Source organism: Psychroflexus gondwanensis ACAM 44, from assembly GCF_000355905.1.
In the GTDB taxonomy this organism is placed as follows: domain Bacteria; phylum Bacteroidota; class Bacteroidia; order Flavobacteriales; family Flavobacteriaceae; genus Psychroflexus; species Psychroflexus gondwanensis.
This window is the reverse complement of the sequence record NZ_APLF01000004.1, coordinates 31,143-47,200: the sequence shown is the minus strand read 5'-3', so window position 1 is coordinate 47,200 and position 16,058 is coordinate 31,143. Positions and strand designations below refer to the sequence as shown.

General features: G+C 34.7%; 16 protein-coding genes. 12 read left to right on the top strand and 4 right to left on the bottom strand.

The window, feature by feature from the left end:
* The first annotated feature begins 18 nt into the window (after positions 1 to 18).
* Together PGOND44_RS03910 and PGOND44_RS03905 are read left to right on the top strand one after the other, a co-directional pair.
* A complete protein-coding gene (locus PGOND44_RS03910) occupies positions 19 to 228 on the top strand; it encodes a hypothetical protein (RefSeq protein WP_003436961.1) in 210 nt (69 codons plus the stop codon).
* Positions 218 to 763, top strand: a complete 546-nt coding sequence (locus tag PGOND44_RS03905; protein ID WP_003436960.1) for a Smr/MutS family protein — start codon at positions 218 to 220, stop codon at positions 761 to 763. Before PGOND44_RS03910 ends, PGOND44_RS03905 begins: the two co-directional genes overlap by 11 nt.
* 78 nt (positions 764 to 841) lie before the next feature.
* Here the strand turns inward: PGOND44_RS03905 and PGOND44_RS03900 are convergent, their stop codons facing one another.
* The 3 genes from PGOND44_RS03900 to PGOND44_RS14955 form a co-directional block, all read right to left on the bottom strand.
* Positions 842 to 1,732, bottom strand: a complete 891-nt coding sequence (locus tag PGOND44_RS03900) for a T9SS type A sorting domain-containing protein (RefSeq protein WP_236611963.1) — start codon at positions 1,730 to 1,732, stop codon at positions 842 to 844.
* Positions 1,733 to 1,760: 28 nt separating this feature from the next.
* On the bottom strand, positions 1,761 to 2,363 hold the full coding sequence (locus tag PGOND44_RS03895) for a T9SS type A sorting domain-containing protein (RefSeq protein WP_040555781.1): 603 nt from the start codon (positions 2,361 to 2,363) through the stop codon (positions 1,761 to 1,763).
* Positions 2,364 to 2,629: 266 nt separating this feature from the next.
* Complete coding sequence (locus PGOND44_RS14955) at positions 2,630 to 3,874, bottom strand: zinc metalloprotease (protein ID WP_051044069.1); 1,245 nt, start codon at positions 3,872 to 3,874, stop codon at positions 2,630 to 2,632.
* A 559-nt stretch (positions 3,875 to 4,433) separates the two neighbouring features.
* On the opposite strand from PGOND44_RS14955, the gene PGOND44_RS03885 reads away from it, so the two are divergent.
* Positions 4,434 to 5,369 carry a peptidylprolyl isomerase gene (locus PGOND44_RS03885; RefSeq protein WP_003436956.1) on the top strand — a complete coding sequence of 312 codons (936 nt, stop codon included), beginning with the start codon at positions 4,434 to 4,436 and terminating at the stop codon, positions 5,367 to 5,369.
* A 60-nt stretch (positions 5,370 to 5,429) separates the two neighbouring features.
* Here the strand turns inward: PGOND44_RS03885 and PGOND44_RS03880 are convergent, their stop codons facing one another.
* Complete coding sequence (locus PGOND44_RS03880; protein ID WP_003436954.1) at positions 5,430 to 6,869, bottom strand: L-serine ammonia-lyase; 1,440 nt, start codon at positions 6,867 to 6,869, stop codon at positions 5,430 to 5,432.
* A gap of 190 nt (positions 6,870 to 7,059) precedes the next feature.
* On the opposite strand from PGOND44_RS03880, the gene dnaK reads away from it, so the two are divergent.
* The 9 genes from dnaK to PGOND44_RS03835 all read left to right on the top strand — a co-directional run bounded on the left by dnaK (position 7,060) and on the right by PGOND44_RS03835 (position 16,040).
* Positions 7,060 to 8,970: a molecular chaperone DnaK gene (gene dnaK, locus PGOND44_RS03875; RefSeq protein WP_003436951.1), complete on the top strand. Its 1,911-nt coding sequence runs from the start codon at positions 7,060 to 7,062 to the stop codon at positions 8,968 to 8,970.
* Between the two features lie 184 nt (positions 8,971 to 9,154).
* Positions 9,155 to 9,694 carry a bifunctional pyr operon transcriptional regulator/uracil phosphoribosyltransferase PyrR gene (gene pyrR, locus PGOND44_RS03870; RefSeq protein ID WP_003436949.1) on the top strand — a complete coding sequence of 180 codons (540 nt, stop codon included), beginning with the start codon at positions 9,155 to 9,157 and terminating at the stop codon, positions 9,692 to 9,694.
* Between the two features lie 8 nt (positions 9,695 to 9,702).
* Positions 9,703 to 10,641: an aspartate carbamoyltransferase catalytic subunit gene (locus tag PGOND44_RS03865; RefSeq protein ID WP_003436948.1), complete on the top strand. Its 939-nt coding sequence runs from the start codon at positions 9,703 to 9,705 to the stop codon at positions 10,639 to 10,641.
* Positions 10,631 to 10,963, top strand: coding sequence for a hypothetical protein (locus PGOND44_RS03860; RefSeq protein WP_003436946.1), 333 nt, complete (start codon positions 10,631 to 10,633; stop codon positions 10,961 to 10,963). Before PGOND44_RS03865 ends, PGOND44_RS03860 begins: the two co-directional genes overlap by 11 nt.
* A gap of 4 nt (positions 10,964 to 10,967) precedes the next feature.
* Complete coding sequence (locus PGOND44_RS03855) at positions 10,968 to 11,876, top strand: ribonuclease Z (RefSeq protein ID WP_003436944.1); 909 nt, start codon at positions 10,968 to 10,970, stop codon at positions 11,874 to 11,876.
* Between the two features lie 57 nt (positions 11,877 to 11,933).
* On the top strand, positions 11,934 to 12,581 hold the full coding sequence (gene pdxH / locus PGOND44_RS03850; protein WP_003436942.1) for a pyridoxamine 5'-phosphate oxidase: 648 nt from the start codon (positions 11,934 to 11,936) through the stop codon (positions 12,579 to 12,581).
* Position 12,582: 1 nt separating this feature from the next.
* Positions 12,583 to 13,068, top strand: a complete 486-nt coding sequence (locus tag PGOND44_RS03845) for a SixA phosphatase family protein (protein ID WP_003436940.1) — start codon at positions 12,583 to 12,585, stop codon at positions 13,066 to 13,068.
* Positions 13,068 to 15,137 (top strand): polyphosphate kinase 1, encoded by a 2,070-nt coding sequence (ppk1, locus tag PGOND44_RS03840; RefSeq protein WP_003436939.1) that lies wholly within the window; start codon positions 13,068 to 13,070, stop codon positions 15,135 to 15,137. The genes PGOND44_RS03845 and ppk1 overlap by 1 nt, the downstream gene beginning before the upstream one ends.
* Before the next feature lie 9 nt (positions 15,138 to 15,146).
* Complete coding sequence (locus tag PGOND44_RS03835) at positions 15,147 to 16,040, top strand: Ppx/GppA phosphatase family protein (RefSeq protein WP_003436937.1); 894 nt, start codon at positions 15,147 to 15,149, stop codon at positions 16,038 to 16,040.
* The last annotated feature ends 18 nt before the right edge of the window (positions 16,041 to 16,058 follow it).

Below are 16,058 nucleotides of genomic sequence, written 5' to 3'. Positions count from 1 at the left end.
TTTTAAAAATCCTTAAACATGATTAATACTAAAAAACAAGCTATTTATACAGCTTTTATTATTATTGGAGCAGGTCTTCTTATTTACGATCTTATCGATATTGATGACAATGTATATATAAAAATAGGAGGTTTGGTTATTCTCATGGTGGGTTTGTATAATTCGACCAAGCAGTGGGCAAAAGACAACCCCAAAGATAACGAAGAATCTTCTGAAGATGAGCAATAGAAATTTTAGGATAGGAGATAAGGTAGAACTTCTGGACGATAACGTGTCTGGTATTGTGATAAAAGTAGATGACCATGAAGTTACTTTTGAAACCTCTGATGGCTTCGAAATGAAAGTCCCATTTTCTTTGGTGGTAAAAACCGAAGGCGATTTGGACATTGATATGGGAGACGATAGTTTAATTCAAAAACTGAATGCTGACCTCAACCGAAAACCAAAGCAACCCTCTCAAAAGCCTAAAAGACAACAGCCAGCGATGGAAGTAGATCTTCATATTCATAACTTGGTCGACAAATCTGGACACCTTTCCAATTTTGAAATGCTCAATATTCAACTGGAACATAGCCGAAAGAAAATAGAATTTGCTATCGAAAAGAGAATCAAACGCATTGTTTTTATTCATGGCGTTGGGCAAGGTGTTTTGAAAGCAGAATTACACACTCTTTTTAGACGGTATGACCAGGTTGAATTTTACGATGCAGATTACCAAAAATACGGTTTAGGAGCTACTGAGATCTATATTTACGATAATTGAGAAGAGTTCAAAACACATTCAATAAATAAAAGGATATTACTGAATAAAAACATGCTATTTAACCTCAATTAAAGATTTTTATTGTTTCAAAATTTTAAACGTTTCTGTTGTTTTTTGATTTTTCACTTTTACAAAATAAACACCTCGACCTAAGTTTACAAAGTTGATTCCATTTTTAATTTCAGAAAATGTTTTTACTAATTTACCTTCCATATTAAAGATTTCGACTTCGTTTATTGTAATCTGCTTCGGATTTTCAAAATACAAACGTTCCTGTACTGGGTTTGGAAACAGTGAAATTGAATAGAAGCTCTCAAAATCATCCGTACTTAACGTGCAATTTGAAGTGAAACTGTATGAAGTATAGAAATCATTAAAATTTATTGTCCAAGTATCGTAAGGAGGATTATTATTATTTGCTGCAACTGGATCATTAACTTGAATGCAAAAATTATGGGTCAAATCATAGTCTGTAAATAAATTCAATGTCAAATTTTCATAATCAAAATTGGGATTATCTAGAATTATGGAATTGATATAAACATTTCCTAAGTCAACATATTCTAAATCTTGGAGATTACCCAGATTTAAACTTTCAATAGCTATAGTCCAGCCGACATCTATAGATTCCTTGTTAATATAGATTTCCCTCAAGTTAAGATTAGAATTTAGTATATTTTCATCGTCTATATTCCAATTAATTGGTTGTTCTCCTAAATTTAGAATTTCTAATGCTGTAAAATCTGAAATTCCAGTAATATCTAAATCAGAATAATCAGGTTCATTAAATGAATCAACGGATAGATCTAATTCTGTTACATTCACAATATCAGCGGTCAAAACTTGACCATTGACTATGCCGTCGCTATCAATACCAAGATCAATAAGTGCTTGTTCAAAATTTTCATCAGGAATATTTGTTGTTTGTGAATATCCAAAATGTATACAAATAAAGATAATTCCGAACATAATAATTAATTTACTGTAATACATATTTTTATTTTTTAATAAGTTGTTTAGAATCTATAACTTTACCTCCATGTATTAAATATATGATATAAACTCCATTTACCATACCCTTTGTGCTAATTTTGATATTAGAGCTATTTTCAGTTAATAAATGAGTATTGACGTTAAAACCTAAATAATTTGTAATAGATAAATAAGTATTAGTTGTATTTTTAGGAATCTGATATTTTACATGTATTAAATTAGGCGCGGGATTAGGACTTATAGTTACTATTTTGAAAGGGCTATTAACAGTAATATGTTTATAATCTTTATAACCATCAGACTTAGTTATAACTTCCAATTTGTATTCTTTATTTTCAAAATTATTTAAGATCAATTTTTTATCTGTGGATATAAGTTTATCATTTTCATTATACCAGTTATATATGGCTTCTTCGTTAATATCGAGAGCATTTAATTCTGCACCATTGTTACTTGAAACTGCATTAGCTATAAAGTGTGATCTATTTTTGTCTCTTTTTATATTATAGGTGTATCCGCCAAGTACTTCATGTCCAGAAGATTCAGTTTGCGAAACATAAAGCCTATAATCACTTTCATTACCTAATTCTTTAATTAAAAAATTCACTTTAGGGGTTAATATTCCCCAATCTCCAGTTTTAAAGATAATGCCCTCTAAAGTGGCATAATTATTTGTTAGAATAACTTCTCTAGTGTTTGCGTCTTTTATTCTTATATTTGATGAGCGACCGCCACAAGATTGCCATAATTTCCAAATATCTTCATTTAAATAAATAGTGACCTCTGCATCGTTGAATAGTTTTGAGTTATTGGAAGTGAAAAAATTAATAGTGTTATGAATATTCTTTTTTTGTTTTCCAGCAAATGTGCGACCTATTTCTCTTCGATTCGTTTCATTTCATTTTCATTGAAATTACCAACAAAGATGCTACCAAGCTCACCTGACAAACCAATGTTTTCAACTGTTGTATTTTTATAGGCGATGATATTGTTATTTCTAGTATTTTCAGCAACATTTGCTATTTCAGGATAAGACATAGGGTCATCTTGAGAAACTATTCTACTCAAAAAACAAAACATCCAAGGCTTTTTAAAACCAGCATCTTCGTAAATATCAGGATTAACAGGTTGCCACTCAAACTCCAAAATTGTATGCCCTCCAGCAGAAATTGAAGGAATATTTTTAGTTCCTACATTATTACCGATTTGTAGCCCATTTGCAGTTGCACCTTCCCAAACTGTTGGCCAATCTTGTGAAAGACCACCCTTAGCCCAGTATAATTTCAATTCATCCTCACCAGAAGAAGCGTCGCAAAATATGTTGCGTACTTTAACATAGACATAAACAGCTGTTTGATTGCTGACAAACTTTAAAACTTCATCTTCTTGTATGATAAAGCCATCAGATTGATTCCTTACCCAGATATCAGGACTTTCCCAAATGACACCAGTTTGATTGTCAGGCTCAATACTATAATCTAGATCTGAATTCTTAGAAGTTAAGTCTATAGCATTCTCGTTAATTGTATTATTGAATAGTTTACTCGAACAATTTTGCAATGTTTCGTGTATTGTGATTTTCTGGCCAGTAGTGAAAATAATTCTAGGACAAAAAGTCCAAGTCATTACATTTTTAAGGTCACTTTCGGTTAGGTTTGTATATTGTTCTCCGTGACAATTTGTTAGGTTACCGCTATATGTTTTACAATCTTCTGAAACGTAATTCATAATCGGATAGAAATTAGGTGCAGCGTTTGTATCTATTACATAATCCCCAGCTACATCAGCATTATAATTTGGATTAGAAGGATCACGAGTAACTCTTTCACATATAAAGGGATGTCTCAAGCCCAAATTATGTCCAACGTCATGATTTAGAATACCAGTATCAATTTGATCTTTTCTGACAACATTTTTTAATTCATAAAACCTGGCTTGGCCTCTGTATTGATAATCGTTTGGAACAAAAATCTGTAAGGCAATTCCATCATACAGAGTATTAAATAAATTAGTAATATCATCACCGTCATAGCCTTCATCAGAAATAATATGGTCAAACTTAATTAAGTTAAAACAAATATTAAACTCACCATAAACACTGTTTAGAAATTCAGTCATGTTATGAGCATCTTCTTGATTAATTGATTGAGTTCCGTCTGTTTTTTTTAATCCCCAAATTACCAGGTCTAGTGATACTTGACTAAAAGTGCTTAAATAATTCTCATCAATTTAAGCAGAATAATTTGAAAGATTATGAATACTACAGGAATTATTATTGTCATTTAAGTTCAATGCAGAATTATCATCTGTACCACAATAATCAACTTGAGCATAAATTATGTTTATACAAAATAAAAATAAAATAAATTTTATTCACAATCAATACATTAAGAATAATTCTATAATATGATATAAAATTAAAACAATATTCACTTTTAATTAATTTTTTTAAAAAAATTTAAATTTTATCTGAAATGTTTATTACATATTTTGTGTATACCTCATAAAAATTCACATTTTAAAAATAAAATCGATACCAAATTCTACATTTATTTAATCAGTATTCTAAATTATATTTTATCTGAAGCTATTTATTTCTAATACTGAATTACTACTTAATTTGACAATAGCCACATCTAAATAAGTTTTAATCTTAAATTTGCATAAAAAATAAGTTATGGTAAATGGAATATATGCTCATTTTAATACGAGTAAAGGTAAAATTATAGTTCAGCTCACCTTTGATAAAACCCCTGGCACCGTCGGGAATTTTATAGGATTAGCAGAAGGAAAGATAAAAAATACAGCAAAAGACTTAGGAACCCCTTATTACAACGATTTGAAGTTTCATAGAGTCATAGATAATTTTATGGTACAAGGTGGGGATCCTATGGGCAACGGTACTGGAGGTCCAGGTTATCAATTTGATGATGAAATTCATCCCGAATTAAAACACGACCGAGCTGGCGTTTTGTCTATGGCAAACGCAGGTCCCGGAACCAATGGGAGTCAGTTTTTTATTACTCATGGTCCTACGGGTTGGTTAGATGGTAAACATACTGTTTTTGGTTATGTGCTAGAGGGTCAAGATATCGTGGATAGCATAGAGATGAAGGATGCTTTAAACTCTGTAGAGATAGAACGCGTTGGTGATGAAGCCAAAGCTTTTGATGCTGTAGAAAGTTTTGAAAATTTTAAGGCTTCAAAAGACGAAAGAGAAGCCAGGCAAAACGCAGAGCATGAAGAACAATTGGAAGCTATTTCAAAAGGATTTCAAAAAACTAAAAGCGGTTTACGTTACCAAATCATCAATGAAGGAAGTGGACCACAACCTAAAAAGGGTCAAAACATAAGTGTTCATTACAAAGGAAGCTTGGTCAATGGTAATGTATTTGATTCTTCTTATAAGAGAAAAGAGCCAATTGAGTTTCCAGTAGGAGCGGGGCATGTTATTGAAGGATGGGATGAAGGTTTATTGTTGCTGAAAGAAGGGACGAAAGCTCAATTTGTAATACCACCAGACTTAGCCTACGGTGACCAGGAAGTAGGGGGAGTCATACCGGCTAATTCTATCTTGATTTTTGACTTGGAATTGATGAAGGTTAAATCTTAATAAGAAATACTCATAAACTAAAAATCCCTTTTGTAATTGAAATTCAAAAGGGATTTTTTATTAGCAGTCACTCATATTTACTTGTATAGCCAATCCACCTTCCGAGGTTTCTTTGTATTTGGAGGTCATATCTTGAGCGGTCTCCCACATGGTTGCAATGACTTTGTCCATAGGAACTTTAGCTTTAGTCGCATCAGATTCCATGGCGATTTCAGCTGCGTTGATCGCTTTAATAGCTCCCATGGCATTACGCTCAATACATGGGATTTGAACGAGTCCAGCAATAGGATCGCAGGTAAGACCCAAGTGGTGTTCCATTGCGATTTCAGCAGCCATTAGAACTTGTTCTGGAGATCCGCCCATCAACTCTGTAAGGGCTCCAGCTGCCATAGAGGAAGACACACCAATTTCTGCTTGGCAACCCCCCATAGCCGCAGAAATAGTTGCTCCTTTTTTGAATAAACTTCCTATTTCGCCTCCAACAAGCATAAAGCGTTTGAGGTCTTCAAAAGTAGCATCGTGGTTTTCGATAACCATGTAATACATCATAACGGCAGGCATTGTTCCAGAACTGCCGTTGGTTGGTGCTGTCACAACTCTTCCCAAAGAAGCATTGACTTCGTTTACGGAAATGGCGAAGCAACTTACCCATTGCAGGATTTGCCTAAATTTGACTTCTTTAGTTCGAATAGTCTCTAACCATTCTTGTGGTGTGCTGTAAGTTTCAAACTTATCTGCTAGTAAATTCTTGTTCATCTTAGCAGCTCTTCTATTTACATTTAGTCCTCCAGGCAAAGTGCCTTCAGTATGACAACCTATGTACATCGATTCCAGCATGGTTTCCCATATCTTCTGAAGACCAGAGTCTATTTCGAGTTCACTTCTCAAAGACTTTTCATTTTCTAGAACAATTTCAGAAATGATTTTTTTCTCAGCCTTACAATATTCCAAAAGCTTTAATGCAGAATCAATTTGGAAGGGGAAATTTTTGAGTTCTTCGTTCTTTTGCTTCGCATTTTCTCTATTTTCCTTTACAACAAATCCACCACCAATCGAGTAAAACGTGGATTCAACAGTTTTGCCATTCTTTAAAGTGCCTAGGTATGTAATTCCATTAGGATGAAATTCTTTAAATGATTTTAAGAATACGATATCGTTATCGAAATCGAAATCGATAAAGCGCGTCTTGTTCAAATTTAAATTTCTATCCTTCTTTACTCTGTCAATTTCTACGTCTATCTGGGTGATGTCCATAGTCACAGGATCATGACCACAAAGGCCAAGTATCGCAGCAACATCTGTAGCATGACCTTTTCCAGTTAAGGACAGAGAACCGTATAAGTGAATTTCTATCTTTTCAATTTCATCTATAAGCCCTTCCTCTTTCAATTCATCTACCCATCGTTGAGAGGCGCGCCATGGTCCAAGTGTATGAGAACTTGAGGGGCCAACGCCAATTTTCAACATATCAAAAACGCTAATACATTCAATTTTCTTCATTTCTTTTAAGCTTTGTTTATCGTTCTACAAATATTCAAGTTTTTTTCGAGATTAAATTCATAATTCTTCAAAATGTGCAGAAAGAAAAGCTGTCTTTCAATATGACAGTATGTCATAGGTGTTTTGATGGCATAATGATTGACTTTTTGTAACCGAAATCAATTTTTTAAGAATATTAAAATATATAATTATGAGTAAGATAATAGGAATAGATTTAGGAACAACCAACTCATGTGTTTCCGTAATGGAAGGTAATGAGCCAACTGTTATTCCTAATGCTGAAGGTAAAAGAACAACTCCATCTGTAATTGCTTTCGTAGAAGGTGGGGAAATTAAAGTCGGTGATCCTGCAAAACGTCAGGCCGTTACCAACCCAGAAAAAACGATAGCTTCTATTAAAAGATTTATGGGAAATAAATTCTCTGAATCTAAAAAAGAAGTCAATAGAGTTCCTTATAAAGTGGTGAAGGGTGAAAATGATACTGCGCGAGTAGATATCGACGGTAGAATGTATACGCCTCAAGAGCTTTCTGCTATGATTCTTCAGAAAATGAAGAAAACAGCAGAAGACTATTTAGGTCATGAAGTTACCGAAGCTGTAATTACAGTTCCTGCATATTTCAACGATTCTCAAAGACAAGCGACTAAAGAAGCTGGAGAGATTGCTGGATTAAAAGTAAGCAGAATTATAAACGAGCCTACAGCTGCAGCTTTGGCTTACGGTTTGGATAAAAAAGATAAAGATCAAAAAATTGCAGTATTTGATTTTGGTGGAGGTACACATGATGTTTCTATCCTTGAATTAGGTGATGGAGTATTTGAAGTATTAGCAACAGACGGTGATACGCATTTAGGTGGTGATGATGTAGATGAAGTTATTATTGACTGGTTAGCTGAAGAATTTATCAAAGATGAAGACATAGATCTTAGAAAAGATGCTATGGCTTTACAGAGATTAAAAGAAGCTGCAGAAAAAGCCAAAATTGAATTGTCTTCTTCTAGTTCAACTGAAATTAATCTTCCTTACGTTACGGCTACTCAAAGCGGACCAAAACACTTGGTAAGAACTTTTTCTAGATCAAAATTTGAGCAATTAACTTCAGATTTGGTAAAAAGAACTATTACTCCATGTGAAAAAGCGCTTAAAGCAGCGGGTCTAAAGAAAAGTGATATCGACGAAATCATCTTAGTTGGTGGTTCTACTCGTATTCCTGCGGTTCAAAAAGCTGTTGAAGACTTTTTTGGTAAGAAACCAAGTAAAGGTGTAAATCCAGATGAGGTTGTTGCTATTGGTGCAGGAATCCAAGGTGGAGTGTTAACAGGAGATGTGAAAGATGTATTGTTATTGGATGTAACTCCATTATGTTTAGGGATTGAAACTATGGGTGGTGTAATGACTACATTAATAGAATCTAATACAACGATTCCTTCTAAAAAATCTCAAGTCTTTTCTACTGCTCAAGACAATCAACCCAGTGTAGAAATACACGTCTTACAAGGTGAGCGTCCAATGGCACAAGATAACAAGACTATTGGTAGATTTCACTTAGACGGTATACCACCATCAAAACGAGGAACTCCTCAAATTGAAGTTACTTTTGATATTGATGCCAATGGTATAATCAAAGTAAGTGCTACGGATAAAGCAACTGGTAAGACTCAAGACATCAGAATTGAAGCGTCTTCAGGATTGACTGAGGAAGAAATTAAAAAAATGAAGCAAGAAGCAGAAGCTAATGCTGAAGCAGATAAGAAGACTAAAGAAAAAGTAGATAAGCTTAATGAAGCTGATGCTATGATTTTCCAAACTGAAAGCCAAATGAAAGAATTTGGAGATAAAATTTCAGACGACAAGAAAAAGCCTGTCGAAGATGCTTTAGAAGAGCTTAAAGCTGCATACGAAACTAAAGAACTAGAGAAAATTACTCCAGCTTTAGATAAATTGAACGAAGCATGGAAAACAGCTTCCGAAGAAATGTATAAAGCACAAGCTGATTCTCAAAAAGATGGAGGAGCTCAACAACCAGATCAAGAAGCTGGTGAGGAAAAAGGAAACGACGACAGCGATGTTGAAGATGTAGATTTCGAAGAAGTGAAATAAAATAGATTCACATCAATAGTATTAAAACCGCTCAATTTTGAGCGGTTTTTTTTGTTTACAGATTTTATAAAACGCTTTTGTGATAGCTATTTCTTAGTTTTATTTTTTTGGAAATCAAAAAGAAAAGATGACATAAGAATTGCTGTTTTTTTTAATTACTTTTGTGGTACTAAACGACACAAGAATGAGCCAAAAATTGCTTCTTAGCGCCAAAGAAATCAACATTATTCTTCAACGCTTAGCTTGTCAGTTGGTCGAAAACCACAAAGATTTTAAAAATTCTGCCCTTATAGGCATTCAGCCTAGGGGAAGTTTCTTAGCACAGCGATTATATCATATCCTAGAAAAAGATTATGGATTGAATGCCTTAAAAGTTGGCAAGCTAGACATCACCTTTTATAGAGACGATTTTAGAAGAGGCGATAAGATGCTGAAAGCTAATGAAACGGAAATCGATTTTATCGTAGAAAATAAAAATGTCGTCTTGATAGATGACGTTCTTTTTACAGGACGAAGTATTCGCTCAGCTTTAACCGCACTACAATCTTTTGGTAGGCCTTCAAAAATTGAATTACTTACTCTTATCGATAGACGATTTAGTCGTCATCTTCCTATACAGCCAGATTATAATGGCAGAAAGGTAGACGCGATCAATGATGAACACGTTAAAGTGTGTTGGAAAGAAAATGACGGAGAAGATGCCATTTATCTTATGAATAACTAAAGCCAATTATGAAAGAACTTAGCGTTTCAAACTTACTAGGAATAAAATATCTTACTACCGAAGATCTTCACCTTATTTTTGAAACGGCAGATCAGTTTAAAGAAGTCATCAATAGACCGATTAAGAAAGTTCCGAGTTTGAGAGATATCACAATTGCAAATCTATTTTTTGAGAACAGTACTCGTACTCGCTTGTCATTCGAATTGGCCGAAAAGCGATTAAGTGCAGACGTTATCAACTTTTCTGCGTCTTCTTCCTCTGTGACCAAAGGGGAAACCTTGGTCGATACAGTCAATAATATTTTGGCTATGAAGGTAGATATGGTCGTAATGCGACATCCTAATCCTGGAGCTGGAGTTTTCCTTTCCAAACATATTGGTGCTAGTATTATTAATGCAGGTGATGGAGCTCACGAGCATCCTACACAAGCTCTTTTGGATGTCTATTCAATCCGAGAAAAATACGGTGATGTAAACGGAAAAAAAATTGTGATTGTTGGAGATATCATGCATTCTCGAGTCGCCTTGAGCAATATATTTGCTTTGAAAAAATTGGGAGCAAAAGTAAAAGTTTGTGGTCCTAATTCACTTATTCCAAAACATGTTGAAAGCCTAGGAGTGGAGATTGAACACAATCTCAAAGCGGCTTTGGAATGGTGCGAAATCGCTAATATGTTGAGAGTACAGCACGAACGAATGGAACATTCTTATTTTCCTAGTACCAGAGAGTATGTTCAGCAATATGGAGTCAATAAAGCACTTCTCGACACCCTTAGCAACCCCATCACGATTATGCATCCTGGCCCTATTAATAGAGGCGTCGAGATTACTAGTGATGTAGCTGACTCCGAACATTCTATAATCCTTAACCAAGTAGAAAATGGGGTTGCCATTCGGATGGCAGTCATGTATCTATTAGCTTCAAAAATTAAGCAGTATGAAAACTGAACAGAAAGATAATTATATCATAATTAGAGATGAAAAAGAAGATGTCAACGAGTTTGCAGAATTCTTAACTCGGATACAAGGTCGGTTCAAAGATAAAAATATCGTTATCGACATCACTAAGTACGGGGAGCTCACTTTAGAAGAACTTCTAAGGTTTTTAAAATTATCGATTGCTCATCGAAAAGAAAAAAAATCTTTAGTGATTGTTAATGATACTATCAACATAGATTCTGTTCCAGAAGAGATTCATGTTGTCCCGACTCTACAAGAAGCCGAAGACATTATTAGTTTAGAGGAGATCGAAAGAGATTTAGGCTTTTAATATGATGCAACTCACTATTTTAGGTTGCCATTCTGCTACGCCTAGAGCAAATGCTCATCCTACAGCTCAAATTCTTGATATAAATGGCGAACTTATGCTCATTGATTGTGGGGAAGGGACTCAAGTTCAACTCCGTAAGCAAAAAGTGAAATTTTCGCGCCTAAGCCATATCTTTATCTCCCATTTACATGGGGATCATTATTTTGGTCTTATCGGCCTGCTTTCCACCTTCAGTTTATTAAGTAGAACTGCAGAACTCCATATTCACGCTCCCAAAGGTTTGGAGGAGATTATTAAGCTACAGTTAAAAGCTAGTCATGCTTATACGTCTTATCCCCTAATTTTCCATACTCTAGCGTCTTCAAAACCTGAAATGATTTTGGATAATGAGAAATTAACGGTAGAAACCATTCCATTAGACCATAGAATTTATACCAATGGATTTTTATTTAAGGCTAAAGCTGGTGACCGTAAACTTCTTATTGACAAAGTTCTCGATCTAAATATCGATAAGGCTTATTATAAAAGTATCGTTAAGGGGAAAGATGTCGAAACCAAAGATGGAGAGTTGATAAATAATAAAGACATAACTGAAGACCCCAAACCTGCGCCTAGCTATGCATTTTGTAGCGATACGGCTTTTAAGCCAACTATAGTTCCTCAAATTACGGGGGTGAGTTTGCTATATCATGAATCTACTTTTCTTGAGGAGCAGGAACACTTGTGCAACAAGACCAAACACTCCACTGCAAAACAGGCGGGGATCATTGCTCAAAAAGCACAAGTTCACAAATTAATTTTGGGTCATTTTTCGGCACGTTATAAAGATTTGTCTCTCTTTGAAAAAGAGGCTAAAGTGGTTTTTGATCATGCTGAAAATGCAGAAACCGGAAAAATATTCAGGTACGATTAGCAGGAATCTTTTATGAATTACATTGTTTCTCATCCATTAATTTTTTAATTTGCTACCATGGACAACAATCTACACGATTACAGAAAATCTTACGAAAAATCGAGTTTGGATAAAGAGAATTTAAATCAAAATCCACTACAACAGTTTAGATCATGGTTTCATGATGTTGAAAAATCAGGCGGTTTAGATGAGGCAAATGCTATGACTATTTCTACAATTGGAGCAGATGATTTTCCGAAAAATCGAATTGTACTTTTAAAGTATTACGATGAAAATGGTTTCGTATTCTATACCAATTACGAAAGTGAGAAGGGCAGAGCCTTGCTTAGGAATCCTAAAACTTCCTTATCTTTTTTTTGGCCCAATACCGAACGACAAGTTATTATAAAAGGTTTGGCAGAAAAGCTCCCTGACCATGTTTCAGACAATTATTTTGCATCAAGACCCAAAGGGAGTCAACTTGGTGCTTTGGTCTCCAATCAAAGTAAGGTAATTGAAAATAGGGAAGTTTTAGAAAAGGAACTAAAGTCTCTTGAAGACCAGTACCAAAATAAAGAAGTCCCAAGACCAAAAAACTGGGGCGGCTTTTTAGTGAGACCCCTGAGTATGGAGTTTTGGCAAGGTCGACCAAATCGACTTCACGACAGATTCAGATTTACTCTTATTGATGATTTAGATTGGAAGATCGAACGTTTAGCTCCATAATATGAAACGAATAATTTTTGTAAGGCACGGAAAGTCTTCCTGGGATTCTCCAGTAGAAGATAGGCAAAGGCCATTATCGAGTCGTGGATATAAAGATGCAGAACACGTTATTTCTGCTTTTAAAAGTCACAAAGATTTTCCTGTTGAGGTCTTTACGAGTGATGCTAAAAGAGCATTAACAACTGCCGAACTCTTCAAAAAAGAGTTAAATATAACAGATAATCATTTTCATATCAAACCCGAGCTTTATACTTTCAATGCTAATGATGTTTTGGAATTTATCAGTAAGATAAGTGATGAATTTGAAACTATAATGCTTTTCGGCCATAATCCAGCTTATACTGAGCTCGTTAATACTTTAGGGAATATACCCATACAAAACTTGCCTACAACGGGTCTTGTCAGTATCCTTTTTGAGATCGACTCGTGGAAGCAAGTCCAGTCAGGACAAACCAATTTATACTTATTCCCAAAACATTTGAGATAATGCGTCATAATAGATACGATAATAGAGAATTAAGCTGGTTGAAATTCAATCAGCGAGTCTTACAAGAGGCCGCAGACCCTTCGGTACCTTTAATTGAGCGCCTCCGGTTTCTAGGAATTTTCTCGAATAATCTAGATGAATTTTTTAAAGTACGTTATGCTACCGTAAAGCGAATAGATCTAGCTGGTAAATCAGGTAAGAAAGTTTTGGGCGGCTTTAATGCGGGTAGACTGCTAAAGGAAATCACACAAATTGTGATCAAAAATCAAGCAGAAAGCTTAGATATTTTGGCCTCTATACAGCATCAGCTTACGGATCATGATATCTTTATCATCGATGAGACTGAAGTTACACTGGATCAAGCTAAATTTTTAAAAGAATTTTTCTTACAGAAAGTGAGTCCGGCCCTAGTCACAATAATGTTGAATGACATTGATAAGGTTCCAAATTTGACAGATTCTAAAGCTTATTTAGCTGTGAAAATGGTTCAGTTTGAAAAAGACCGATTGTCCAACAGGTATATTTTGATTGAAATCCCATCGAGTGTAGAACGCTTCGTTGTAATTCCTTCGGACGACGGAAAGAAATACGTTATCCTTTTGGATGATTTAATTCGATTTAACCTCAATGTTATTTTCAATATTTTCGATTATACCAGTATCTCTGCACATATGGTAAAAATCACAAGAGATGCTGAGTTAGATCTTGAAGGGGATTTGAGTAAAAGCTATATAGAAAAGCTGATGGATAGCGTAAAGGATAGGCTAGAGGGCGATCCGGTTCGATTTGTGTATGATAAAGAAATTGAACAAGATACCTTAGACTTTTTATTGAATAAAATGGAAATTGACACAACAGATAGTCTCATTCCTGGAGGGAAGTACCATAATCGTAGAGATTACATGAATTTCCCAGACCTTGGTGCTACGCATTTATTGTACGATAAAATAGAACCTCTTCCAATCCCTGGACTTGAAATCCAAGGGAGTTTATTGGAAAAGATTTCTAAAAAGGATTTTCTGCAATACACACCCTATCAAACCTTTTCTTATACGGTTAAATTTTTAAGAGAGGCCGCAATAGATCCTAAAGTAAAATCAATAAAGATTACAATTTATAGATTGGCATCTGTTTCGCATATAGCGAGTTCCTTGATAAATGCCGTCAAAAATGGAAAACGAGTTACCGTTTCTATCGAGCTTCAAGCCCGTTTCGATGAAGCCAATAACATCAAGTATGCAGAGAAAATGGAAAGAGAAGGCGTAAAGCTCATCTTTGGGGTAACAGGTCTTAAGGTACATTGCAAAACCTGTATTATTGAACGCTTAGAAAATCAGAAAATAAAATATTATGGTTTTATAAGCACAGGAAATTTTAATGAGAAAACAGCAAAGATTTATACAGATTATACTTTGTTTACTGCACACCAAGGTATTTTAAAAGATATCAATAAGGTTTTTGATTTCTTTGAAGTGAATTATAAAATTAAAAAATACAAGTACCTTATTGTTTCGCCTCACTATACGAGGATAGAATTTTCAAACCTGATTGATCAAGAAATTCTAAATCAACAAGAAGGAAAAAAATCTGGAATATATATTAAAATGAATAGTCTATCGGATTATGGGATGATCGATAAACTTTATGAGGCTAGTAGAGCTGGAGTCAAAATCAAATTAATTATTAGGGGAATCAATTGTCTTATCCCACAAGTGCCGGGTATGAGCGATAATATTGAATCTATAAGTATTGTTGATAAATTCTTGGAGCATCCCAGACTTTATATTTTTGAGAATGATACTAACCCAAGGGTATTCATTTCTTCTGCAGACTGGATGACTAGAAACATAGACCACAGAGTCGAGGTGACTTGCCCTATTTACGATAATGACATCAAACAAGAACTCATAGAAACCTTCAATATTTGTTGGAAGGATAATGTAAAAGCAAGGGATTTTTCCTCTAATAAAGAGAACGCGTACAGGCTAAAGTCTGGACCAGGTTTTAGAAGTCAATTTGAAACTTACACCTATTATAAAAACAAACTGCAAGACGCAGAAACTAAATAGCAATCGTTTATGCTTTCGATAAAAAAATTTGCAGCCATCGACATTGGATCTAATGCCGTTAGGCTTTTAATTTCTACCATTACCGAACCAGATAATAAACCAGTAACTTTCAAAAAAACATCTTTAGTGAGAGTGCCTATAAGGCTTGGGCAAGATGTGTTTACAAAAGCCTACATCTCGGATGAAAACAGTCAACGGGTAGTGGATACCATGAAAGCTTTTGGTTTATTGATGAAATCTCATAAAATTGAAGCCTATAGGGCTTGTGCAACTTCGGCAATGAGAGATGCGAAAAATGGTGATGCTATGGTAAACTTAATCTCTAAAGAGGCCAACATCGATATTGAAATAATTGATGGAAGTGATGAAGCCTTCATTATTGCGGCCACAGACTTGCATACTTTAGTAGATGACAGTAAAACTTACCTGTATGTTGATGTGGGTGGGGGAAGTACAGAATTTACTTTGTTTTCTCACGGGGAAACTATCGGTTCTAGATCATTTAAACTAGGAACAGTTCGTATTTTGAACAATACTATAAGTAAGGATGTTTGGGAGGAAGCGGAGGCTTGGGTAAGGTCTATAACTAGTCCGTATTCCAGAATTGAAATGGTGGGATCTGGCGGAAACATCAATAACATCTTTAAGTCTAGTAACAAAAAGCTTGGAAAACCTTTGTCCTATCTCTACTTAAGTTCTTACTACCAATTATTAAACTCTTTAACCTATGAAGAGCGAATTTCGGAATTGAGCTTAAATGAAGATCGAGCAGATGTTATTATACCTGCGGCAAAGATTTATTTATCTGCAATGAAATGGAGTAGATCAAAATCTGTACATGTGCCTAAAATTGGTCTAGTTGATGGCATTATCAAATCTTTGTATAACAACTCTAAGTCTTAAGGCTATTGTTATTTGAAA

Bases quoted from the DNA above. Each gene is read 5' to 3' on its own strand.
- PGOND44_RS03905 (WP_003436960.1), top strand. From the start codon at position 218: ATGAGCAATAGAAATTTTAGGATAGGAGATAAGGTAGAACTTCTGGAC.
- PGOND44_RS03845 (WP_003436940.1), top strand. From the start codon at position 12,583: ATGAAACGAATAATTTTTGTAAGGCACGGAAAGTCTTCCTGGGATTCT.
- PGOND44_RS03865 (WP_003436948.1), top strand. From the start codon at position 9,703: ATGAAAGAACTTAGCGTTTCAAACTTACTAGGAATAAAATATCTTACT.
- PGOND44_RS14955 (WP_051044069.1), bottom strand. From the start codon at position 3,874: ATGACTGAATTTCTAAACAGTGTTTATGGTGAGTTTAATATTTGTTTT.
- PGOND44_RS03835 (WP_003436937.1), top strand. From the start codon at position 15,147: ATGCTTTCGATAAAAAAATTTGCAGCCATCGACATTGGATCTAATGCC.
- PGOND44_RS03910 (WP_003436961.1), top strand. From the start codon at position 19: ATGATTAATACTAAAAAACAAGCTATTTATACAGCTTTTATTATTATT.
- PGOND44_RS03885 (WP_003436956.1), top strand. From the start codon at position 4,434: ATGGTAAATGGAATATATGCTCATTTTAATACGAGTAAAGGTAAAATT.
- pyrR (WP_003436949.1), top strand. From the start codon at position 9,155: ATGAGCCAAAAATTGCTTCTTAGCGCCAAAGAAATCAACATTATTCTT.
- PGOND44_RS03880 (WP_003436954.1), bottom strand. From the start codon at position 6,869: ATGAAGAAAATTGAATGTATTAGCGTTTTTGATATGTTGAAAATTGGC.
- dnaK (WP_003436951.1), top strand. From the start codon at position 7,060: ATGAGTAAGATAATAGGAATAGATTTAGGAACAACCAACTCATGTGTT.
- pdxH (WP_003436942.1), top strand. From the start codon at position 11,934: ATGGACAACAATCTACACGATTACAGAAAATCTTACGAAAAATCGAGT.
- PGOND44_RS03855 (WP_003436944.1), top strand. From the start codon at position 10,968: ATGCAACTCACTATTTTAGGTTGCCATTCTGCTACGCCTAGAGCAAAT.
- ppk1 (WP_003436939.1), top strand. From the start codon at position 13,068: ATGCGTCATAATAGATACGATAATAGAGAATTAAGCTGGTTGAAATTC.
- PGOND44_RS03900 (WP_236611963.1), bottom strand. From the start codon at position 1,732: ATGTTCGGAATTATCTTTATTTGTATACATTTTGGATATTCACAAACA.
- PGOND44_RS03860 (WP_003436946.1), top strand. From the start codon at position 10,631: ATGAAAACTGAACAGAAAGATAATTATATCATAATTAGAGATGAAAAA.